A 19283-nucleotide genomic window follows, 5' to 3' on the forward strand; every position below is an offset into this window, starting at 1 on the left:
ACGTCCTCGCGCCCGGGCGGTCCCGCCGGAAGGGATACGATTACGGGCCGGGCTACCCTCGGACCGGACATGTCCGAGAACCGCGTCGTGGAGGGGCGGATGGTGACGCCAGCGAAGCTGGCCGAACTCATCGAGGGGGAGTCCCCGATGGATACCGAGGGTATCGAGGACGCCGATCGGGACTGCCCGGAGTGTGGCGGGAACGTCCTCAGCGTCGGCTACATGCCCAGCGTCACGGAGTTCGTGACGGGCTACAAGTGTCAGGACTGTGCGTGGAGCGAGACGGACCGGGACTGACTCAGGCGTGCTTCGCGACCCGGTACCAGTCCCCCGCGCCACCCACCAGGTACTCGATGACTGCCCTCGTGAAGACGACGCCGTACAGGGGGAACAGCAGTGGTGCGAGCGCCCAGGAGATGCCGACCCCGTCGAGCGGCCCGCGACGGTAGTCGAGATACCGGACACACGCCGCGAGGAGGACGACCGTGCCGACCGGGACCATCGTGACCAGGCCGGCACCGATGCTCACGAGCACGATGAACTTCGAGAGGAGCGAGATGAGCATCATCCCCCCGACGAGGGAGCTGCCACAGATAGCGAGTCCGAGCACGTCCCGGTAGCCGGTCGGCCGGAGCGCGTCGCGTGTGAGCCGGTGGAACACCTGTACGTACCCCCGGACCCAGCGCTTCCGCTGGCCCCACCAGTCGCGCATCGAATGGGCCGCGTCGATGGTCGAGGGGGCGTGCAGTAGCTCGCGGACGGTCAGCCCCTCGGTGTAACACTGGTACGCGAAGTAGTAGTCCTCGGTGAGCATGTCCCGGTCGTAGCCGCCGACCGCCTCGTACGCTCCTCGCCGGAACACGACCGCCCGGCTGGCCGCCATCCGGAACCCGGTGAGCCGATACAGGAGCCGGCGACCGACGTAGCTCAACAGGACCGACTCGTAGTACGCCAGCGCCTCGACGACCCCGTTCGGACGCGGGACCGTCCGTCCCTGGACGACATCCGCGTCCTCGAGCCGGGCGAGCGCGTGCTCGATGAACTCGGGAGCCACCCGCTCGTCCGCGTCGAAGACGCCGATGTACCGACCCTCGGTCTGCTCGACGGCACAGGAGATCGCGCCGGCCTTCGACCCCGGGTAGCGGGTGTTCGGGAGGCAGCGCACCTGCTCGAACTCCCCCGCGAGCCGCCTGGCTTCACGGAGGCTCGCCCCATCGTCCGTCTCCGGGACGACCATCACGCGTACCGGGTGCGTCGAGTCGACGAGACTCCGGACGCTCCGTGAGAGGACGTTCGCGTCCCCGTAGACCGGGACGATGGCGACGACCGGCTCCGAGTGAGCCACCTCGACCTCGGCCGGGTCGCGAGCGAGCTTCGCGACGAACAGGGCCCCCGAGAGGAGGATGACCCCGGTGAACGTGACGCTCGAGACGAACGCCTGGAGGACACCGACGGTGACGGCGATGATGACGAGGTTGAGATGGACCGTGATGAATCGGAACCCGATCAGCAGCTGCGTGACCAGTAGCCCCGTCGACACGGAGAGGAACAGCAACCGGTCGACCCACTGCTGGACCCGTATCATTCCAGTTCAGCTCATCGGACACCTGCGACGGTCGGACGACATCACCGTTACGATGTCGCGCCGGAGACCCACTCGACGGCTGTCTCGGGGCTCCCGCCCGCGGTTCGGTCACTCCTGCGCCGGTCCGCCCGGGAGCAGCTGGCCCCACATCACCTTCTCCGGTACCCGGACCGTCAGCGGCGCCTCGACCGGAATCTGGCAGGAGAGTCGGGGGTAGCCCGCGGCTGCGGCGGCGCGGTCGTGCCAGTGCGTGGGTTCTGGAGCAGTGCCCCCCTCGAACCGCACGCCGCAGGTTCCACACAGCCCGCGTCCGCCGCAGTTGGCGACCCGCGAGACAGGCCCGTACACGTCGAAGCCCGCGTCCAGCAGCGCGTCCCGGAGTTGGGTGCCCCGCTCGACGCGGAGCGTCGTCTCGTAGTCGCCGGCCCGGACCGTCACCGGAATCGTGTCGTCCTCGCGGGGTCCGGCCGAGTCGTCGTCGCTCACGGTCGGCCGTTCGCACGCCGGCGGCGAAACGCTTCCGACGGCCTCCCACGGAACCGAAATCCCTTTAGACGGAACCGGGGTACGTGATGGCGAGGGGCTGTGGCCAAGCCAGGCATGGCGACTGACTCCAGAGGCCACGCGCCCGGGACGAGACTCCAGACTGATATACCGAGCGACCGGCTGATCACCGCGTCGCGATGACGACCCTCTGGAGAACCGAGGCGCAACCGGAGATATCAGTCGATCGGGGGTTCAAATCCCTCCGGCCCCATAACCGCTCTTTACACCGCTTAGAGAGATTCTCCTCCGGAATTTGCACATCATTTATCAACCCGCAGGGCAAGAGGATTCCGGTAGATATGACCCCCTGCCGATGGGGGCGGTGCGCCTTCTCGGTGTTACCCGGATATGTTGCCAATGGTACTGTAGGTGAAAAGGAAAACCACGGCGAAAAGTGCTAATCCAAGCGCCTTTACTAGTGAAACCCAGAAGTTCAGTCCCTTCCCCTCGGTCAGTTCCCAATGAGCATATGGGAATAACCGATACCGATAGGCGGTACTGACTAAGGCAACCATGAAAATGAAGAATTTTATATATAATCCGGGGATGCGTCGTTCGGCAGGGTAGAATATCCCGAGAGGAGCGATAAGGAGAAAATAGTGGCCAGCGATAACTGAGAATATGATTGCTAACGGAGCCATATACCCATGACCACTCAAATATGTTCGAAATCTGTTCTTTCGTCTTTCCATGAATTGGCTGATTATCTCCTTGATACTTTCCCGCCATCGGGCTTCTCCTTTGAGGAGGAGTCTATGGCTATCCTGCCGGTCGCAGTTCCCGATTATCTTGCCTTCCCCTCTTTCCCCCTCAAACGAGAACTGAAACGAGGTTGTATATTCGGGTACCATTCCGTCGGACAAGAGGCCATTTACAGAATGATATGAATCTTCGAACCCGTTTGAATCGATAGTTATCTCAATTATTGGGCTCTCGAGCGCATTTATGATACATTCTTCAAGCTTCCGAAGGTCCCTCGGTCGGAGAGCGACTGAGGGTAACTCAGTTCTCGTGATTTCCCCCATACCATTGAGAGAGTATTATGCCACTGAAATATATCCCCCCGGAGAACCCTCGATTATTGATATGAGAGGTCAATAGTTGCTATCGAGCGAGTTCTATAATAGTCGCATATACTGCGCTCGATTCGTGGGATCTACCAGAGGATAGGGAGCTGCTCTAGCGAGCGTGCAGCGTGCTCGCCGGCAGCCCGACCCCCCGCCCGTAGCTTGAATACCCAGTCACCCCACGGACGGTTCATGCCCGACGAGCCCCACCCACAGGCGAAGGCGCTGCTCGAACAGCTCGACGCCCAGAACGCGCCGCCGACGTACGGCGTCACGCCCGAGGTCGCGCGCGAGCAGTTCCGCCGGCTGACCGCCGAGATGGAACCCACGGAGGTCGGGGACATCGCGGACTTCGCCATCGAGGGGCCCGAGGGGCCGATTCCCATCCGGGCGTACGTCCCCGAGGGGGAGGGGCCGTTCCCGGTACTCGTCTACTACCACGGCGGCGGCTGGGTCATCGGGGGTATCGACGAGTACGAGAACGTCACGTCGGCTATCTGCGACCGCGCGGAGGCCGTCGTCCTCTCCGTGGACTACCGGCTCGCGCCCGAACACCCGTTCCCCGCACAACTGGAGGACGCGTACGCGGCACTCGTGTGGGCCAGCGAGTTCGCCGCGGACGTCTCGGGGGACCCCGAACGCGTGGCCGTCGGCGGGGACAGCGCCGGTGGGAACCTCGCGGCGGCCGTGTCGCTGCTGGCGCGCGACCGCAGCGGCCCCGCCATCGACCACCAGTCGCTCATCTACCCGGCGGTGGCCTCGCCCGTCATCCACGACTTCGACTCCTACGAGGAGAACGCGGAGGGCTACTTCCTGGAGCGCCGGAGCATCGAGTGGTTCTACGAGCGCTGGCTCCCGAGCGAACTGCACGCGCGCAACGAGTACGCCGCGCCCCTGCTCGCGCGTGACCTGTCCGGGCTCCCGCCGGCGACCGTCGTGACGGCGGGGTTCGACCCGCTTCGCGACGAGGGCATCGCGTACGCCGACCGGCTCGCCGAGGCCGACGTGCCGGTCCACCACCAGCACTACGACGATATGATCCACGGGTTCGCCAGCATGACCGAGATGCTGGACACGGCCCACGCCGCCGTGGACGTGGTGGCAGACGAGGTCGCGGCGGCGCTCGATGCGTCGCGCTCGGGCTAACTGCTACTGCTGCTGCTGGTCACGAGAGCCCGGACCGTCCGTGGACAGCGGCGCCGGGTGGGTCGCGCGGCTCTCGGTGGGCGGGTGCGGCTCTCGGTGGACGAGTCAGTGAAAGAGATCAGGATGTCGTTCGGGGGGTTACGCGGTCAGGCGGCGGCCGAACCGCCTGACCTGACGACCGAGCCGCCGGACCTCGCCGTCGACACGCGCCGCGAGGGTGCGTACGTCGTGTCGGGGCTTCGCGCGCCCCACGAGCCGCTGCATCCAGCTGGCGTGCCGGAGCGGCGATTCCGTCTCCGCCGCCGCTCGCTCGGCGACCTTCGGCGGCAGGTCCCGGTTCTCGACCGCGGTTCGGTTGGGTTTCATCGTATGACACCAACGACCCCTAACTGGTGGACGAGTACGGACCTGACGCCCGAATTGCTTGGGTGACTTATGTGCGATTCCGCCGCTATTTGAACAACCCGCGTTTGGCCGTGTGCAACCGGGACGGCCTTTCTACGGCCGGTTGTGTCGGGACCCCCCCACGCGATGATGCTCACGGGGCCGTGCGGGTCACCCGCGGTTCGACTCCGATCTCGACCCCGACCCCGACTCCGAGTCCCGCGGGGGCCGACCCAGAATCCGGTCCGCGAGGCTCCCGAGCGATTTCAGTGCGACGTTCACGTAGAGGCCGACGAGGAAGGCGACGCCGGCGACGAACTGCGCGCTACCGGGTCCGGTCCCCCCACCGCTCGTCCCGCTCGACCCGCCGGCCCCGCCGAGGAGGAGGAAGACCCCAGCGGCGAGGATGAGTGCCGCCGGCACCCGCATCAGCATCGAGGCCAGCGCTTCGGCGTCGCTCCACTCGTCGTAGCGGTCGAACTCCACCATCAGCTTCGTGAAGACGTAGCCCAGCGACCCGAGGCCGGCGTAGAGGTAGACGTATCCCGGGACGGTCACCGTCTTCTGGGAGCCGTTCTGCCCGACCTCGACGATGGAGTCCAGGAGCCCCAGCGAGAGCACGATTCCGAGGACCGTCAGGAGCACGAACAGGGTGATGACCGCCGCGTTGATGGCCGACCAGGTACCATCCGGCTCGGTCCCTGCTGTGATTCCCCGTCCCTTTCCCCCCGTGGTCTCCTCGGCCGTATCGCTCGCCATGTTCCATGTTGACACTCCGCGTCGTAAAAATCCACCTCACCCCCGCGCAGCCTCCCGTGACGGGAGGAAGGCGTACAGTACCGCCGCGGCGGCGGTGACGACCGCCAGCAGGAGGAACGCCTCGTCGAACAGTTCGGCGTCGGACATCACGCCGACGACGGTCGACCCCGTCGCTCCGAGCAGGAAGAACGCCGTCCGGAGCGTGCCCCAGGCGGTCCCGGTCACCGCGTCCGGCAGGACCGCGATGATGTAGGCGTTCGAGACGGGCGCGATGGCGAGTCGGGTCCCGATGACGACCGAGAGCGCGGCCAGCGGGACCAGCCCGTCAACGAACGGGACCGCGCCGACCGCCACCGCGCCGACGGCGGCCGTCAGGGTGAGGACGGCCCGCTCGCCGAAGCGGTCGGCCGCGGCGCCCCCAGCGAGCTGTGCGACCGCGCCGCCGACGAACAGCAGGGCGAACAGGCCGGCGGCGACCCGCTGGTCCAGTTCGCGGGCGAGATAGGTGACGTAGAACGCCGAGAGCCCCTGGAACGCGAACAGCATCAGCGTGACCGCGGCCACCGCGACGGCAACGCCCCGGCGCCGGACCGCCCGGAGCACGTCCCCGGCCAGCTCGTCGGCGGGCGGCGCGCTGGTCGTGCTCTCCCGGTCGCGCTCCGGGACCGTCCGCCACGCGAACGCCGCCGCGACCAGCAACGGCGGTGCCAGCCCGGCGACGACGTACCGCCAGCTCACGCTGCCGACGAGCGCGCCCGCCAGGAACGGCAGGACGGCCGAGCCGACCGAGCCGGCTGCGAGCGTGACGCCGATGGCCGCGCCGTCGTCGTCGGGGAAGGTCCGCGCGAGTGCGGTGCCCCGCGCCGGGCCGTACAGCCCGGTCGCGAAGCCGAACGCCGCACAGCCGCCGAGGAAGGCGAGGTAGGCCGGCGCCACGCCGAGGACGGCGACGCTCCCCGCCGACAGCAGGAGGCTCCCCGCGAGGAGCCGCCGTTCGCCCACGCGGTCCACCAGCGCGCCGGCCGGCGACTGCATCAGCGCGTACGTCGCCCAGATGACGGTGACGGCGATGCCGCCGCCCGTATCACCGACCTCGAAGGTCGCCGTCACCTGCGGGAGGACGGCGGGGACGAGGAAGCGCCCGCCGAGGACGAACACCCAGCCCGCGGCGATGGCGACGAGTACCCACCCCCGCCCGCCGCCGCGGAGGCGCCCTGCCGCCCTTCGGAGTCCCATCTACCTCGTGTGAGAGGGGGCCGACATTACCCGGTTGCGGTTGCGTGTCTCCCGTTCGCATCCCGGCCAGCGGAGCTAAACCTCGCCGTGACCTCGATTCACCCGTGGCTCCCAACATCCTCCTCCGGGCGGCGTGGTTCCTGCTGGTCGGCTGGTGGCTCACGCCGGTCGTCCTGTTCGTCGCGTGGCTGCTCCACGTCCCCATCGTCACGATTCCGCTCGGGGTGAAACTCGTCAACCAGACCCCACGAGTGTTGACGCTGAAGCCGCCGAGCGAGGTGAGTGGTCTGCGGGACCCGGACGCCGTGGACCCGTCCAGCCAGTACCCGTTGCTGGTGCGTGCGGTGTGGTTCCTGTTCGTCGGGAGCTGGCTGTCGCTGGTGTGGGTGGTCGTCGCGGCGCTGTTCGCGGTCACCGTCGTCGGGTTACCCGTCTCGATCTGGCTGCTGAACCGGCTGCCGTTCGTGCTGTCGCTGTACCGGTACTGAATCGACCACGACGGCTCTACGGAGCCCGTCACATCCGGAACCGAGTCGAAAGCCCCCGCCCGACGTGGGTCGTGGCGGCTCGCGGCGTCCCTGCCCTTCCCCGGGTCGTGCGGCCTTGCGCGTCCGCGCTGCGGCACGCACTCTCGGCCGGAGAGCGGTTGCTCGGTCGGCCGGTTCCGGTGACCGGAAGCGCGCAGCGAGGCCCGGCAGGTCGAGCGGGCGGGGGCTTTCTACTTGGTGTCGTCGCGGTCGTCGTCGTGAGAGCGGGCGGGGGCGTTCGACAGTATTCGATAGACGTGTCCCCGCTGAGTTTCTTCGCCCTACTCGAAGTCGGGGTCGCGGTCCTCCAGGAACGCTGCCATCCCCTCCTTCTGGTCATCCGTCCCGAACAGGCCGCTCCAGACGCGCTTCTCGTACTCCAGACTCGCCGACTGCGGGCTCTCGTGGACCTGATTCAGCGCCTCCTTCGCGCCCTGCAGGGCGAAGCGCGGCTTCTCGGCGATGCGCTCGGCGAGCCCGTGCGCGTGGTCGTCGATGTCGTCCTGCGGGACGACCTCGCCGACGAGGCCCGCCTCACGGCAGGCCTCGGCGTCGAGGCGCTCGCCGAGGAACACCATCCGGCGGGCGGTCTCGTCGTCGACGAGGCGCGCGAGCCGCTGGGTCCCGCCCCAGCCCGGGACGATGCCGAGGTCGATCTCCGTCTGCCCGACGAGCGCGTTCTCGCTGGCGACCCGGATGTCCGCGGCGAGCGCGAGTTCGCAGCCGCCGCCGAAGGCGTAGCCGTTGACCGCTGCCACGACGGGGACGGGGAACGACTCGACGGCGTCCATCACGGCGTGGCCGAGCTGGCAGTAGTCGTACGCCTCTGCCACGCCGAGCTGGGACATATGCGCGATGTCGGCGCCCGCGACGAACGCCTTCTCGCCAGCACCGGTCACGACCAGCGCGCGGGCGTCCTCGCGCGCGGCGTCGAGCGCCTCGGGAATCGCGGTGAGGGTCGCCTCGTCGAGCGCGTTCAGCTTGTCCGGGCGGTCCACGGTCAGCGTCGCGACGGTGCCGGCGTCGTTCCAGTCGAGCGAGACGGTCTCCGCGTCGAAGTCGGAGGCAGTCATGAGTCCGGCCTCGAACGCCGGCGAGATAAGTTCCGCCCCTGGCTCACCGACGGCTCGCCGCTCCGTGCCGACCGACAAGAAAGACCGAACAGTTAGCCGCCGGTCACTGGCGGTGCCGTGTACTGGACTCGAACAGGGATATCATGTCCAGGGAGTCACCTGACGCGGCCGGGCGGGACGGGGGAATCGGCCGCCGCGAGTTCGTCGCGGGCGTGGGGAGCGTGGCCGCGCTCGGGATGGGCGGGGCGGTGCTGCACAACCAGGGGCCGCCGGAGGAGTCGTCGTACATCCTCCAGCAGGGCTACCTCCGGTGGGAGGTCGACCCGCTCGCCGGCGGCGACCGGACCGCGGGCGAGTTCTACGGCTACGACTCGAGCTCGGGCACCGGTATCCCGGCCGCGAAGATAGTCGAGGAACCCGCAGCGGCCCGGCTGTTCGTCTACAGCGGTCCCGTCGACGACTCCATCGTCTTCCTGAACGGGGCCACCGACACCGACCGCGGCGGGACCGCGTTCTACGCGTTCTCCGGGCTGTCGCGTGACCAGGGCGAGTGGGCGGTCCGCGACGACCCCATGGGCGTCGACGACGACTTCGAGAAGTGGGAGGGTGGCAACGGGAAGGTGCGGTGGGAGTGGGACGCCGGCGAGACCGACGGTGGCGTCTTCTACGGTGCGCTCGGCCGGGAGGACTACACCATCAGCATCGACCCCAAGACGCTGCGCGGGGTGGATACGTGGCGGTTCCTGACCGGCACGCCCGGGGCGACGCGCTACGTGGACCTGTATCCGGGCAAGCCCGCGAAACTGAAGCCGACGAAGGGCACGAAGTCGGTCCGGCGGGCGAACGTCGAGCTCATGCCCGAGCGCGAGGCGAACGTCTTCGACCCGTACGCCAGCGAGGAGCGCATCACGGTCGCGGTCCACGAGCCCCCAACCGATGCCACGAACCCGGACGAGTGGGTGTCGCCGACGGACCTCGACCCGGGCAACTACGCGCTCAACTTCGGCTCGAAGTCCTACCTCGCGGGGCAGAACGCCGCCCAGCCACAGAAGTACTTCCGGAACGGCGGCTCGCTCTACCTCCAGTACAACGTCCGGGCGGCCCAGTTCACCCTCGACTCCGCGTACGGCTACCTCGTCGGGAAGGCCGACGAGTACACGTTCGTCCGCGGGCGCGATGTCGTGAAGCCGGGCGGCTACGACAACACCGACGACGAGGCGGGTCTCACCGTCTCGGACATGCACGTCGACATCGCCGGCGACGCGCCGCTGACCGAGGAGTGGGTGGCGTTCCGCAACGACGGCACCGAACCCGTCGACATGACGGGATACACCATCAGCGACGCGGAGGGCTGGGAGTTCTTCATGCCCGACGGCTTCACGCTCCGGGCCGGCGAGTCCTTCCGCCTCCACACCGGCGACGGCGAGTACGGCCCCGACCACCTCTACTGGGATGTCCAGTCGGAGGTCTGGGACGCCGACGGCGACACGATCACCGTCACGGATGCCGATGGGAACCGGGTCATCGAGTACGCGTACTAGTCCGGGGATAGCTATCGAACGGGGGTGTTTTCTATACCGATTCTCAAATTGGGATGTTATTGAACGAATTATTGATATATGCGCCGATCGAACGACGGGGTTCAGGACGCCCGCTCGGCCTGACGGTCCCCGGAAGCTATCCCCCGTCCCCTGTATCGGGGGGTATGGACGCCGACGACGCGTGGGTCCCCTACTACGACCTGCTGGGAATCGATATCACGACCGTCGACGATGGCTACGCCGCCGCACGGATGGACCTGACCGACGAGCACAGCGCGGCCCCGGGGACACGTGTCGCGCACGGCGGCGCGGTCGCGTCGCTCGCCGACTCCGTGGGCTACTGGGCCGTCAGCAGCGCGAACGACCTCGCGCTCACCCCGACCGTCGACCTGCGACTGGACTACCTCGCACCGGGCACCGACGACCTCCGGGCGGAGGCCGAAGTGATCCGCAACGGGGCGAGCGTCGGCTCCGTGGACGTGCTGGTCGAGCGGGACGGTGACGGCGAGACGGTTGCCCTGGGTCGTGGAACGTTCAAGACCGGCGGGAGCGATACGCGAGGGGCGTGGGGCGGGGAGTAGTGGCCGTCCACTCGGAGTGGTGGCCGCTCAACCGGAGTAGCGCCGGATATCTCGTTTCCCGGAGGTGTCGGCGAAGAGCACCGACCGGACGGTGAGGCCGAACAGCACGACCGCCGCGGCGGTCATGCCGAGCGCGACCATCGAGAGGGTCTCCCCGGTGTGTGGTGTGAACCGGGCGAAACCGGAGGCGGCGAACCAGAAGCCCGCTGCCATCAACAACAGTGCGAACGTCACTGCAGAACCGAGAACACCTGACGGCTGACTGGGATTCATCGGATGAACGGACGGGCGATAGGGCCGTAACCACGGCTACTATCTATCTAGACCGACTCCCGGAATCGGCAACGACAGCCCATCTCGGCGCCTCCTCTCGGCGGCCCGCTCCCGGCCTGCTGGCGGCGCTCCGGCCACCGACCGGATATACGCTGGTCGGTATATATGTCGTCCGAACGATAGTAGGGCTGCGACCGCGCCCGCTCGAACAGGCCCCAGGGCGTTCGCCCGCTCGACGGCCGCCCAGCGGTGCATACCCCCGGTCCGGTCCGGACCGCTCCACCGGTCCGACCGCGTGTCGGGCTACTCGGACGACGCGCTGAACAGTGCACCGCCCCGTGGCAGCCGCCGGGCAACCCAGCACGGAACCGTACCCACTAAGCGACCGCCGTGCCAGCGACCACCATGGCGCGCGTCCCCTACCTCGACGGCGACGACATCCCCGACGAGTACGGTGCGGCCTTCGAGCGGAGTCGAAGCGGCGCGACCCATCTGTTCGGTGCGCTGGCGAACAACCCGCCGGTGCTGGACGCGTTCGTGACGTTCGCGGGGACGCTCTGGGACGAGTGCGGCCTCGACGCGGCCGACCGTGAGCTCGTGGTCCTCACTGTCGCCCGGCAGACCCACGCCGATTACGAGTGGCACCAGCACGTGCCGCTGGCGCTGGAGGCTGGCCTCTCGGAGGCGACGGTCCGGGCGGTCCGAGAGGGACGGTACGACGACCTGGAACCGCATCGGGAGGCGATCGCGAGTTACGCCGCCGCCGTGGCCACCGCTACCGTCGACGACGCCCTCCACCGGGCGCTGGCCGAGCGCGTCGACGACCGGACGGTCGTCGGCGTGACGATGCTCGCCGGCGTCTACACGGGGCTGGCACGGTTCCTCGACGCGCTCGCGGTCGGCCCCGAGGAGTCGTTCGTCGGCTGGGGGCTGGACGGACTCGAGAGTGAATCCTGACGACGGCAATCGTTTTCACCCAACGCTCCGACCCGGGCCCATGAGCACCGAGACGACCGGGGAGGGTGACGACCGGCGGCAGTCGTTCTGGGCCTGGGGCTGGGCCGACCGCCTGCCGACCGACGAGGAGCGCCGCGAACTCAAGTCCCGCATCGAGGGGATGCTCGGCTTCCCCGAGCGGCCGCTGCTGGACCTGCCGACGCTCGACGACGTGACGCTGGCGCCCCCGCGGGTCGAGCCGCCGGCCGACCTCTCGTGTGCGGCCACGACCGACAAGCGCGACCGCGTCACCCACACCTACGGGAGCGCCTATCGCGATCTCGTGCGTGGCTTCCACGGCCAGTTCGACGACGCGCCCGACGTCGTGGCCTACCCGGAGCGCGAGTCCGACGTACAGGCCGTCCTCGACTGGGCGGCCGAGGCGAACGTGGCGGTCGTTCCGTACGGCGGCGGCACCAGCGTCGTCGGCGGCGTCGAGTGTGACGGGTCGGGGTACGCGGGCGTCTGCTCGCTCGACATGCGCCGGATGAACGACGTGCCGGAGGTCGACGAGCACTCGCGGGCTGCCCGCATCGAGGGCGGCGCGACCGGCCCGGAGATACAGGACCAGCTCGCCGACCACGGCCTGCAGCTCCGGCACTACCCACAGAGCTACGAGTTCTCGACGTTCGGTGGCTGGGTCGCCACCCGCGCGGGCGGTCACTTCGCCACGCGCTACACACACATCGACGATTTCGTCGAGAGCGTGCGGGCCGTGACGCCCGCCGGGACCCTCGAAACGCGCCGCTTGCCCGCATCCGGTGCCGGCCCGGACCCGAACCGCTTCCTGCTGGGTAGCGAGGGCGCCTTCGGCGTCATCACCGAGGGCTGGGCCCGCGTCCAGCCGCGGCCGCCGTACCGCGCGAAGGCGACGGTGCGGTTCGACGATTACTGGGACGCCGTCGCGGCCTGCCGTGAGGTCGTGCAGGCCCGCCTGACGCCCGCGAACTGCCGGCTGCTCGACTCGAACGAGGCGATGCTGAACGAGGTGGCGTTCGACGGCTCCTCGGTCCTGCTGCTCGGGTTCGAGTCCACGGACAGCCTCTCACCCATCGAGGCGGACCTGGACCGCGCGGTCGAGATCGCCGAGGGCCACGGCGGCCGCGTCTCCGAGGGCCCGACCACCGAGGACCGGACGACCGATGCCGACGAGAGCAGGACCGGGGACGCCGACAAGGCGGCCGACGGAAGCGAGGCGAACGACGGGGACGAGGACGGCGATTCGGGCGAGTGGCGCGACTCCTTCGTCGAGGCGCCGTACATGTTCAACTCGCTCGTCAGTATGGGCGTCCTCGTCGACACGTTCGAGACGGCGGTGACGTGGGACCAGTTCCCCGCGCTCCACGACGCCATCCAGGAGACCGTCACCGACGCGATGGAGGACGAGTGCGGCGCCGGCTTCCTCTCCTGTCGGTTCACCCACGCCTACGAGGACGGCCCGGCGCCGTACTACACGCTGCTGGCGCCCGCCGACGTGGGGCGTGAACTCGAGCAGTGGCGCGCCATCAAGGAGGCCGCCTCGGACACGCTGATGGACTACGGCGCGACCATCACCCACCACCACGCCGTCGGACGGGTCCATCGCGACCACTACCACGAGGAGGTGCCCGAGCACTACCTCGACGCGCTCCGGTCGATGAAGCGGACGCTGGACCCGGAGGGCATCATGAACCCCGGCGCGTTGCTGTAGGCGCCCGGCGACGGCCGGCCGCTTCGTACACGCTCCGTCAGGCGGCGAGGGCCGCACCGATGGCGGCGGAGTGGAGGACGGCACTCACCAGGGCGAACGTCGCGTAGGCGAGCGTGGGCGCGACCATCGATTCCGTCCGGTCGTAGGCGTAGGCCGCGATGCCGACGACGGCGATTCGGGGGGCGACCGCGACGGCCCCCATCGGCGACTCCACCGCCGTCGCGAGGACGAGCGCGGTGAGCGCGACCGCGGCCACCACCGGTAGCATCGCCAGCGCGCGTATCCGGCCGTCCTCGGTCCGACCCTCCGCGTAGACGGTGACGCCGAGTGCGAGCACGAACACCGCCGCCACCGCGGCTCTGGTCCCCCAGAGGTAGAGCCATGGCGCGTCGCCGAAGGTCCCGTACGACGGGAACTGTGGCGTCACCAGATAGCCGCCCACCAGCGTCGTCACGACGACCGTCAGGTCGCGGTCGTGGTCGAGTACCCGCTGGAGACCCGCCTGGACGAGGCCGTGATAGAGCAGCACCATCCCCAGGACGAACACCGTCAGCCGGACCAGCGTCCGGTCGAGGAGGAGGTCCGGGAGCCCGAACACCGCCGAGACGATGTCGGTGATGCCGACCCCGGACTGGACCCCGAGCGGGACGAACGCGGCCACGGCGAGTGTCACCGTAGCGACCACCGCGCCCCCGGTCAGGCGTCCGTGGGGCCGGTCGGGGAGCGACACGGGGAGCGAATGGCCGCGATAGACTGCGTACGATACGACGAGTGCGCCCATGCCTGCCAGGGAGAGCACTCCACGTACAAGTGACAGGGTGATGTCGCTGTCGAGGAAGTACGGGTCGAGAACGTTGTTCAGGCCGACGAGGTACGCCTGGAACCCGACCAGCAACGTGGCTACCACCCCGAGCTCGACGACGAACGCACGCTGGAGGACATCCCCGAGAGCGCCACGCCCCGGGGCCGTTCGACTGCGGACCATGTTTGCAAGTAACACTCGGGGCTCAAAAACGTGTGGCCGACCCGGCGGGTACGTGGTCTCGGCGGCCTCGTTCGGCCGCGTTCTCCCGGACGACCCCGACGTTCGGCTTGTCCTCGCGCGTGCCTCCGGCGTTCAGTCTCGTCCTCGCATCCGACCCCGATTCCATCCGGAGGGGGCGTCCGTGCCACCACCCGACACCGGTGCCCGCGAACCGTTAACACCCTGACCCGAGAACTCCCGGTATGACCTGCCCGCATCTGGAGTACCGCGACGGCGACCACGCCGACACCGAGCGCGCGTACTGCACGGTCGTCGACGCGTTCGTCGAGCCGATGCGTGCCGACATCTGCAACGACCGGTTCGACCTCTCGCACGGGGCACACTGTGAGTTCTACCGGGAGGCCGAGGGGCTGGACGGGGAGGGGGACGGGTCGTGACGGGCTACGACGACTACCTCGCCGGCGAACCCGTCATCATCACCGTCGCGCTGACCGGCGGCGTCCACGGGAAGGAGGCGAACCCGAACCTGCCCGAAACCCCGGCCGAGGTCGCGGCGGCCGCGGCCGACGCCGAGGACGCGGGGGCGAGCATCGCCCACCTCCACGCCAGGAAGCCCAACGGCGAGCGCTCCTTCGCGACCGAGCGGTTCCAGGAACTCACCGAGGCCGTCCGCGAGACGACGGACCTCGTGGTCCAGCACTCGACGGGCGGGACGGGCGCGCCGCTCGAAGCGCGCCGCCAGCCCCTCCGTACGGACCCGGCACCCGAGATGGCGAGCCTCGACATGGGGCCGCTCAACCGCTACCGGCACCTCACGAGCGAGAACCCCCGCGCGATGGTGGACGACCTCTACGACGAGATGGCCGCGCGCGGCATCAAGCCGGAGCTGGAGGCGTTCAACGACGGGCACGTCAACGAGGTCCACGGGCTCCTCGACCGGCGGGACCTCGCGGAACCGTACCACACCACCCTCATCTTCGGCGGCGGGACACTCACCCCGGCGAGGCCGCGCAATCTCCTCAACGCCGTCCGGAACCTGCCCGAGGGCGCGACGTTCAACACGCTCGGCTTCGGGCCACACCAGTTGCCGTTCGCGACGCTCGGGACAATCCTCGGCGGCCACGTCCGGGTCGGGCTGGAGGACAACGTCTACGTCGAGCGCGGGGAGCTCGCTGCGAGCAACGCGCAGCTGGTCGAGCGCGTGGCTGGGGTGGCACGGACGCTCGGGCGCGAACCGGCGACCCCCGACGAGGCGCGGGAGGTTCTGAACCTCTGAGCGGCCCCCACGTCAGGTGTCCTCCGGGCCGACCTTCGGCTCCGTCGGCGGCTCGTACGACTCGAAGGCGTCCAGCAGCGCCGCCGGGTCGGTATCGACCTGTGCGAGGTCGCGGTGCGCCGGCGAGACGAACCCCTCCTCCGCGGCGCCGTCGAGGTGCGAGACGAGCCCGTCGTAGAACCCGCCGACGTTGAGGACGCCGCAGGGCTTCTCGTGGATGCCCAGTTGCGCCCACGTCAGCACCTCGAACAGCTCCTCCAGCGTGCCGAGGCCGCCCGGGAGCGCGACGAACCCGTCCGAGTGCTCGACCATCCGCCGCTTCCGTTCGTGCATCGAGCCGACGACCTCCAGTTCAGTGACCCCGCCGTGGGCGACCTCCTTCGCCTCCAGCGACTCCGGGATGACACCGACGACTTCGCCCCCGCCGTCGAGGACGGTGTCGGCGACCGTGCCCATCAGCCCGACGCTACCGCCGCCGAAGACGAGCCCGAGGTCACGGTCGAGCAGTGCCTCGCCCATCTCGCGGGCAGCCCGCCGGTAGGCCGGGTCGTGGCCGGGGCTGGAGCCGCAGTAGACACAGACGCGCTCCACGGTCAGTCCGCGGACTCGGGAGCGACTTCCTCGCTCTCCCCGTCGCCCTCGGTGCCGGGCACGCCGTGGAGCCACTCGTCGGCCCACCGCTCGATCTCGTCGAACACCGGACAGAGGGAGGTCCCCTTCGCCGTGAGCGAGTAGTAGGTCGCGACCGGGGCGTCCTCCTCCATCCGGCGGTCGACGAAGCCCATCTCCTGCAGATCATCGAGGACGCGCGAGAGTGTGCGTGAGGAGGCATCCGTCGACCGCTTCAGCTCGTTGAACCGCTTCTCGCCGTCCTGCAGGTCGTGGAGGACGATGAGCCGCCACTGCGAGCCGATCTGTTCCAGCGAGTCGACGACCGCACAGGGGCCGTCGTCCGCCACGTCGGTCTCCGAACCCGGAGTGTCTGCACCAGAGGACATGCGTGTTACCTACCGAAACGGTTGTCAGGGAACGTATAAGTAAGTTCGGGCCTGAACTCAGGTGACGCGATGATACTGCTATACGAGCCGCCGACGGGGGTCGGACGATGAGCGAGGAGTCAGGCGACAGACTGACCGGTGAGGGTGTCATCGGCCCACATCAGGGCCAGCAGACCCTGACTGCCGGCACCGACCTCGACGAGGCCGAAGCGGCCGTCGTGCTGGCACACGGCCGCGGTGCCTCCGCGCGTGGCATCCTCGGACTGGCGGACGAGATCGGGGTCGAGGGCGTGGCGTATCTCGCGCCCCAGGCCGCACGCAACGAGTGGTATCCGAACTCCTTCCTCGCGCCGGTCGAGTCCAACGAGCCCGGCCGCTCTTCGGGGCTGCGGGCGATGAGGGACGCCGTCGAGCGGGCCGTCGACGCGGGTATCCCACACGAGCGTATCGTCCTCGGCGGGTTCTCGCAGGGTGGCTGCCTCGCGACCGAGTACGCCGCCCGCAACCCCCGCCGGTACGGGGGGGTCATCGCCTTCAGCGGTGGCCTCATCGGCGCGGAACTGGACGACGAGTACGAGGGCGACCTCGAGGGGACGCCGGTCTTCCTCGGCTGCTCGGACGTGGACCCACACATCCCGGCCGAGCGCGTCGAGGCGACGCGCGACGCCTTCCGGTCGCTCGGCGCGGACGTGGATATGCGGCTCTACCAGGGGATGGGCCACACGGTGAACGAGGACGAGCTCGAGGCCGCCCGGGACATCGTCGCTGCGCTGGTCGCGTAGGCGTCTACCGTGCGGTCGGGGCGTCGGGCCCCATCACGCGACCGGCGGAATCCGGGGGCTACGCCCGCGCGCAAAGGGAACTTTGATACGCGACCGGTTCGCACGCTGTGCCGTAATGAGTCAATCGTACGACCGGGGCCTCGTGGAGGACTTCGGGCGCTGGCGGGAGTTCTCCGCCGGCATGTGGGCCTGGATCTTCCACAAGTTCACCGGGTGGGTGCTCATCGGCTACCTGTTCACGCATATCGCCGTGCTGAGCACCGCCACGGTGGGCACGACGGCCTACACGAACACCATCTCGGGGCTGGAGAGCCTGCTGGTGGTCCGGTTCCTCGAGGTCGGCCTGCTGGCGGTCGCCGTCTTCCACATCCTCAACGGACTGCGGCTGCTGTTCGTCGACCTCGGCGTCGGACTGGAGGCACAGGACAAGAGTTTCTACGCGTCGCTCGTCCTCACGGGGGCCATCGTGGTGGCGAGCGTCCCGACCTTCCTCGCGGGGGCGATATAACATGGCAGACTACTACTCCTCGTTCGACCCGAAGGGGTCGCGCTGGATGCTCCAGCGCCTGACCGCAGCGTTCCTCGTCGTCGTGCTGGCGTTCCACTTCATGCTGCTGCATTTCGTCAACCACGCCGCCGACGTGACCTTCATGCAGACCCACCTCCGGATGCAGCAGCCGGGGTACTTCCTCACGATGGTGGCGTTCCTCGTGACCGCCACCTTCCACGGCGTCAACGGCGTCTACAACGCACTCGTCAACCAGGGGCTCGACGGCACCCCGAAGACCGTCGTCAAGTACGGCCTCGTCCTCGCCTCCCTGCTGCTCATCGCGCAGGGCATCCGCGTCGCGATGGCGATGGCCGGCTTCATCATCGGACCCGCAGCATAATGAGCACGCAAGTCACCGAACAGGAGCAGGCCGAGACCGAGGAGGAGTCCACCCACCAGCGTCGCCGCCTCGAGGAGAAGGCCGAGCGCCAGGAGGTCCGCGACCGGATGCGCGAGCGCGCCGAGACGGACCTCGAACAGGCCGACACCGTCTTCGACCTCAAGGTCTTCCGCTACGACCCGGACATCCCGGAGAAGGAGGAGCCCCGCTTCGACACGTTCCCCGTTCCGTTCACGAAGGGGATGACCGTGCTGGACGCGCTGATGTACGCCCGCGACCACTACGACTCCTCGCTCACCTTCCGGCACTCCTGCCGGCAGGCCGTCTGCGGGTCGGACGCCCTGTTCGTCAACGGGACCCAGCATCTGGGTTGCAAGACGCAGGTCGTCGACCTCGGGGACTCCGAGGGCGTCCCCGGCCAGATCCGCGTCGAGCCGCTCCCCCATCAGGAGGTTGTCAAGGACCTCGTCGTGGACATGGAGCACTTCTACGACCAGATGGATGCGGTCGAGCCGTACTTCGACGCCGACGAGCTCCCGTCGGGCGACCTGGAGGAGCAGCGCCAGACCCGCGAGAACCGCGAGAAGATCAAGATGTCCTCGCGCTGCATCTGGTGTGGCGCCTGCATGTCGTCGTGCAACATCGCCGCCGGGGACAACGAGTACCTCGGCCCCGCCGCCATCAACAAGGCCTACAAGTTCGCGATGGACGACCGCGAGGGCGAGGACCGCAAGCAGGAGCGGCTGGAGATCATCGAGCAGGAACACGGCGTCTGGCGGTGTCAGACCCAGTTCTCCTGCACGGAGGTCTGCCCGAAGGACATCCCGCTCACCGAGCACATCCAGGAGCTCAAGCGCGAGGCCGTCAAGAACAACCTCAAGTTCTGGTGAGCGCTCTGCCCGCACCTGGCCGTCGGATGGCGTCGCGCTCGCGATGCACACCCGGCTG

General features: G+C 68.6%; 24 protein-coding genes and 1 tRNA gene. 14 read left to right on the forward strand and 11 right to left on the reverse strand.

What is annotated here, in order from left to right:
• Nucleotides 1–69: 69 nt before the first annotated feature.
• Nucleotides 70–297 (forward strand): DUF5795 family protein, encoded by a 228-nt coding sequence (locus NL114_RS15090; RefSeq protein ID WP_254821744.1) that lies wholly within the window; start codon nucleotides 70–72, stop codon nucleotides 295–297.
• A gap of 1 nt (nucleotide 298) precedes the next feature.
• Here NL114_RS15090 and NL114_RS15095 read toward each other — a convergent pair whose 3' ends face one another.
• Both NL114_RS15095 and NL114_RS15100 read right to left on the reverse strand, forming a co-directional pair.
• On the reverse strand, nucleotides 299–1585 hold the full coding sequence (locus tag NL114_RS15095; protein ID WP_254821745.1) for a glycosyltransferase family 2 protein: 1287 nt from the start codon (nucleotides 1583–1585) through the stop codon (nucleotides 299–301).
• A gap of 108 nt (nucleotides 1586–1693) precedes the next feature.
• Nucleotides 1694–2071: a 2Fe-2S iron-sulfur cluster-binding protein gene (locus NL114_RS15100; RefSeq protein ID WP_254821746.1), complete on the reverse strand. Its 378-nt coding sequence runs from the start codon at nucleotides 2069–2071 to the stop codon at nucleotides 1694–1696.
• A 93-nt stretch (nucleotides 2072–2164) separates the two neighbouring features.
• On the opposite strand from NL114_RS15100, the gene NL114_RS15105 reads away from it, so the two are divergent.
• A tRNA-Trp gene (locus tag NL114_RS15105) sits at nucleotides 2165–2342 on the forward strand.
• 127 nt (nucleotides 2343–2469) lie between these two features.
• Here the strand turns inward: NL114_RS15105 and NL114_RS15110 are convergent.
• A complete protein-coding gene (locus tag NL114_RS15110; protein WP_254821747.1) occupies nucleotides 2470–3156 on the reverse strand; it encodes a hypothetical protein in 687 nt (228 codons plus the stop codon).
• A 234-nt stretch (nucleotides 3157–3390) separates the two neighbouring features.
• Between NL114_RS15110 and lipP1 the strand changes: the two genes are divergently transcribed.
• On the forward strand, nucleotides 3391–4344 hold the full coding sequence (gene lipP1 / locus NL114_RS15115) for a LipP1 family hormone-sensitive lipase (protein ID WP_254821748.1): 954 nt from the start codon (nucleotides 3391–3393) through the stop codon (nucleotides 4342–4344).
• Between the two features lie 138 nt (nucleotides 4345–4482).
• Here the strand turns inward: lipP1 and NL114_RS15120 are convergent, their stop codons facing one another.
• From NL114_RS15120 to NL114_RS15130, 3 genes are all read right to left on the reverse strand, one after another.
• The gene (locus NL114_RS15120; protein ID WP_254821749.1) at nucleotides 4483–4710 is read right to left on the reverse strand and encodes a hypothetical protein; all 228 of its coding nucleotides are present in this window, start codon (nucleotides 4708–4710) and stop codon (nucleotides 4483–4485) included.
• Nucleotides 4711–4899: 189 nt separating this feature from the next.
• On the reverse strand, nucleotides 4900–5487 hold the full coding sequence (locus tag NL114_RS15125) for a hypothetical protein (protein WP_254821750.1): 588 nt from the start codon (nucleotides 5485–5487) through the stop codon (nucleotides 4900–4902).
• A gap of 36 nt (nucleotides 5488–5523) precedes the next feature.
• Nucleotides 5524–6723 carry an MFS transporter gene (locus NL114_RS15130; RefSeq protein WP_254821751.1) on the reverse strand — a complete coding sequence of 400 codons (1200 nt, stop codon included), beginning with the start codon at nucleotides 6721–6723 and terminating at the stop codon, nucleotides 5524–5526.
• A 104-nt stretch (nucleotides 6724–6827) separates the two neighbouring features.
• Between NL114_RS15130 and NL114_RS15135 the strand changes: the two genes are divergently transcribed.
• The gene (locus tag NL114_RS15135; protein WP_254821752.1) at nucleotides 6828–7211 is read left to right on the forward strand and encodes a YccF domain-containing protein; all 384 of its coding nucleotides are present in this window, start codon (nucleotides 6828–6830) and stop codon (nucleotides 7209–7211) included.
• Nucleotides 7212–7531: 320 nt separating this feature from the next.
• On the opposite strand, the gene NL114_RS15140 is transcribed toward NL114_RS15135, so the two are convergent.
• Nucleotides 7532–8323 carry an enoyl-CoA hydratase/isomerase family protein gene (locus NL114_RS15140; RefSeq protein WP_254821753.1) on the reverse strand — a complete coding sequence of 264 codons (792 nt, stop codon included), beginning with the start codon at nucleotides 8321–8323 and terminating at the stop codon, nucleotides 7532–7534.
• Between the two features lie 143 nt (nucleotides 8324–8466).
• Between NL114_RS15140 and NL114_RS15145 the strand changes: the two genes are divergently transcribed.
• Both NL114_RS15145 and NL114_RS15150 read left to right on the forward strand, forming a co-directional pair.
• A complete protein-coding gene (locus NL114_RS15145) occupies nucleotides 8467–9864 on the forward strand; it encodes a lamin tail domain-containing protein (RefSeq protein ID WP_254821754.1) in 1398 nt (465 codons plus the stop codon).
• A gap of 164 nt (nucleotides 9865–10028) precedes the next feature.
• Complete coding sequence (locus NL114_RS15150; RefSeq protein WP_254821755.1) at nucleotides 10029–10445, forward strand: PaaI family thioesterase; 417 nt, start codon at nucleotides 10029–10031, stop codon at nucleotides 10443–10445.
• 27 nt (nucleotides 10446–10472) lie between these two features.
• Here NL114_RS15150 and NL114_RS15155 read toward each other — a convergent pair whose 3' ends face one another.
• Entirely contained in the window at nucleotides 10473–10679 is a 207-nt protein-coding gene (locus tag NL114_RS15155; protein ID WP_254821756.1) for a hypothetical protein, read from the reverse strand.
• A 444-nt stretch (nucleotides 10680–11123) separates the two neighbouring features.
• Between NL114_RS15155 and NL114_RS15160 the strand changes: the two genes are divergently transcribed.
• Both NL114_RS15160 and NL114_RS15165 read left to right on the forward strand, forming a co-directional pair.
• Nucleotides 11124–11675: a carboxymuconolactone decarboxylase family protein gene (locus tag NL114_RS15160; RefSeq protein ID WP_254821757.1), complete on the forward strand. Its 552-nt coding sequence runs from the start codon at nucleotides 11124–11126 to the stop codon at nucleotides 11673–11675.
• Between the two features lie 40 nt (nucleotides 11676–11715).
• Nucleotides 11716–13404, forward strand: a complete 1689-nt coding sequence (locus tag NL114_RS15165) for an FAD-binding oxidoreductase (RefSeq protein ID WP_254821758.1) — start codon at nucleotides 11716–11718, stop codon at nucleotides 13402–13404.
• Nucleotides 13405–13441: 37 nt separating this feature from the next.
• Here the strand turns inward: NL114_RS15165 and NL114_RS15170 are convergent, their stop codons facing one another.
• Nucleotides 13442–14389 carry a hypothetical protein gene (locus NL114_RS15170; protein WP_254821759.1) on the reverse strand — a complete coding sequence of 316 codons (948 nt, stop codon included), beginning with the start codon at nucleotides 14387–14389 and terminating at the stop codon, nucleotides 13442–13444.
• 242 nt (nucleotides 14390–14631) lie between these two features.
• Here NL114_RS15170 and NL114_RS15175 point away from each other — a divergent pair, with 242 nt between their 5' ends.
• Together NL114_RS15175 and NL114_RS15180 are read left to right on the forward strand one after the other, a co-directional pair.
• Nucleotides 14632–14826: a hypothetical protein gene (locus tag NL114_RS15175; RefSeq protein ID WP_254821760.1), complete on the forward strand. Its 195-nt coding sequence runs from the start codon at nucleotides 14632–14634 to the stop codon at nucleotides 14824–14826.
• Nucleotides 14823–15665 (forward strand): beta-keto acid cleavage family enzyme, encoded by an 843-nt coding sequence (locus NL114_RS15180; protein WP_254821761.1) that lies wholly within the window; start codon nucleotides 14823–14825, stop codon nucleotides 15663–15665. Before NL114_RS15175 ends, NL114_RS15180 begins: the two co-directional genes overlap by 4 nt.
• A 12-nt stretch (nucleotides 15666–15677) precedes the next feature.
• Here NL114_RS15180 and NL114_RS15185 read toward each other — a convergent pair whose 3' ends face one another.
• Both NL114_RS15185 and NL114_RS15190 read right to left on the reverse strand, forming a co-directional pair.
• Nucleotides 15678–16256, reverse strand: coding sequence for an LOG family protein (locus tag NL114_RS15185; protein ID WP_254821762.1), 579 nt, complete (start codon nucleotides 16254–16256; stop codon nucleotides 15678–15680).
• 2 nt (nucleotides 16257–16258) lie between these two features.
• Nucleotides 16259–16663: a winged helix-turn-helix transcriptional regulator gene (locus NL114_RS15190; RefSeq protein ID WP_254821763.1), complete on the reverse strand. Its 405-nt coding sequence runs from the start codon at nucleotides 16661–16663 to the stop codon at nucleotides 16259–16261.
• A gap of 107 nt (nucleotides 16664–16770) precedes the next feature.
• Between NL114_RS15190 and NL114_RS15195 the strand changes: the two genes are divergently transcribed.
• The 4 genes from NL114_RS15195 (at nucleotide 16771) to NL114_RS15210 (ending at nucleotide 19225) form a co-directional block, all read left to right on the forward strand.
• A complete protein-coding gene (locus NL114_RS15195) occupies nucleotides 16771–17445 on the forward strand; it encodes an alpha/beta hydrolase (RefSeq protein WP_254821764.1) in 675 nt (224 codons plus the stop codon).
• Between the two features lie 115 nt (nucleotides 17446–17560).
• Nucleotides 17561–17953, forward strand: a complete 393-nt coding sequence (sdhC, locus tag NL114_RS15200; RefSeq protein WP_254821765.1) for a succinate dehydrogenase, cytochrome b556 subunit — start codon at nucleotides 17561–17563, stop codon at nucleotides 17951–17953.
• 1 nt (nucleotide 17954) lies between these two features.
• The gene (locus tag NL114_RS15205) at nucleotides 17955–18335 is read left to right on the forward strand and encodes a succinate dehydrogenase hydrophobic membrane anchor subunit (RefSeq protein ID WP_254821766.1); all 381 of its coding nucleotides are present in this window, start codon (nucleotides 17955–17957) and stop codon (nucleotides 18333–18335) included.
• Nucleotides 18335–19225, forward strand: a complete 891-nt coding sequence (locus NL114_RS15210) for a succinate dehydrogenase/fumarate reductase iron-sulfur subunit (RefSeq protein WP_254821767.1) — start codon at nucleotides 18335–18337, stop codon at nucleotides 19223–19225. The genes NL114_RS15205 and NL114_RS15210 overlap by 1 nt, the downstream gene beginning before the upstream one ends.
• Nucleotides 19226–19283: the final 58 nt, after the last annotated feature.

It is taken from the genome of Haloglomus halophilum, from assembly GCF_024298885.1.
In the GTDB taxonomy this organism is placed as follows: Archaea; Halobacteriota; Halobacteria; order Halobacteriales; family Haloarculaceae; genus Haloglomus; species Haloglomus halophilum.

What these genes read in the sequence shown, in the direction of transcription:
- sdhC (WP_254821765.1), top strand. Translation starts at nt 17,561, where the DNA reads ATGAGTCAATCGTACGACCGGGGCCTCGTGGAGGACTTCGGGCGCTGG.
- NL114_RS15175 (WP_254821760.1), top strand. Translation starts at nt 14,632, where the DNA reads ATGACCTGCCCGCATCTGGAGTACCGCGACGGCGACCACGCCGACACC.
- NL114_RS15210 (WP_254821767.1), top strand. Translation starts at nt 18,335, where the DNA reads ATGAGCACGCAAGTCACCGAACAGGAGCAGGCCGAGACCGAGGAGGAG.
- NL114_RS15130 (WP_254821751.1), bottom strand. Translation starts at nt 6,723, where the DNA reads ATGGGACTCCGAAGGGCGGCAGGGCGCCTCCGCGGCGGCGGGCGGGGG.
- NL114_RS15145 (WP_254821754.1), top strand. Translation starts at nt 8,467, where the DNA reads ATGTCCAGGGAGTCACCTGACGCGGCCGGGCGGGACGGGGGAATCGGC.
- NL114_RS15120 (WP_254821749.1), bottom strand. Translation starts at nt 4,710, where the DNA reads ATGAAACCCAACCGAACCGCGGTCGAGAACCGGGACCTGCCGCCGAAG.
- NL114_RS15095 (WP_254821745.1), bottom strand. Translation starts at nt 1,585, where the DNA reads ATGATACGGGTCCAGCAGTGGGTCGACCGGTTGCTGTTCCTCTCCGTG.
- NL114_RS15140 (WP_254821753.1), bottom strand. Translation starts at nt 8,323, where the DNA reads ATGACTGCCTCCGACTTCGACGCGGAGACCGTCTCGCTCGACTGGAAC.
- NL114_RS15150 (WP_254821755.1), top strand. Translation starts at nt 10,029, where the DNA reads ATGGACGCCGACGACGCGTGGGTCCCCTACTACGACCTGCTGGGAATC.
- NL114_RS15125 (WP_254821750.1), bottom strand. Translation starts at nt 5,487, where the DNA reads ATGGCGAGCGATACGGCCGAGGAGACCACGGGGGGAAAGGGACGGGGA.
- NL114_RS15110 (WP_254821747.1), bottom strand. Translation starts at nt 3,156, where the DNA reads ATGGGGGAAATCACGAGAACTGAGTTACCCTCAGTCGCTCTCCGACCG.
- NL114_RS15160 (WP_254821757.1), top strand. Translation starts at nt 11,124, where the DNA reads ATGGCGCGCGTCCCCTACCTCGACGGCGACGACATCCCCGACGAGTAC.
- NL114_RS15165 (WP_254821758.1), top strand. Translation starts at nt 11,716, where the DNA reads ATGAGCACCGAGACGACCGGGGAGGGTGACGACCGGCGGCAGTCGTTC.
- NL114_RS15190 (WP_254821763.1), bottom strand. Translation starts at nt 16,663, where the DNA reads ATGTCCTCTGGTGCAGACACTCCGGGTTCGGAGACCGACGTGGCGGAC.
- NL114_RS15205 (WP_254821766.1), top strand. Translation starts at nt 17,955, where the DNA reads ATGGCAGACTACTACTCCTCGTTCGACCCGAAGGGGTCGCGCTGGATG.
- NL114_RS15090 (WP_254821744.1), top strand. Translation starts at nt 70, where the DNA reads ATGTCCGAGAACCGCGTCGTGGAGGGGCGGATGGTGACGCCAGCGAAG.
- lipP1 (WP_254821748.1), top strand. Translation starts at nt 3,391, where the DNA reads ATGCCCGACGAGCCCCACCCACAGGCGAAGGCGCTGCTCGAACAGCTC.
- NL114_RS15195 (WP_254821764.1), top strand. Translation starts at nt 16,771, where the DNA reads ATGAGCGAGGAGTCAGGCGACAGACTGACCGGTGAGGGTGTCATCGGC.
- NL114_RS15170 (WP_254821759.1), bottom strand. Translation starts at nt 14,389, where the DNA reads ATGGTCCGCAGTCGAACGGCCCCGGGGCGTGGCGCTCTCGGGGATGTC.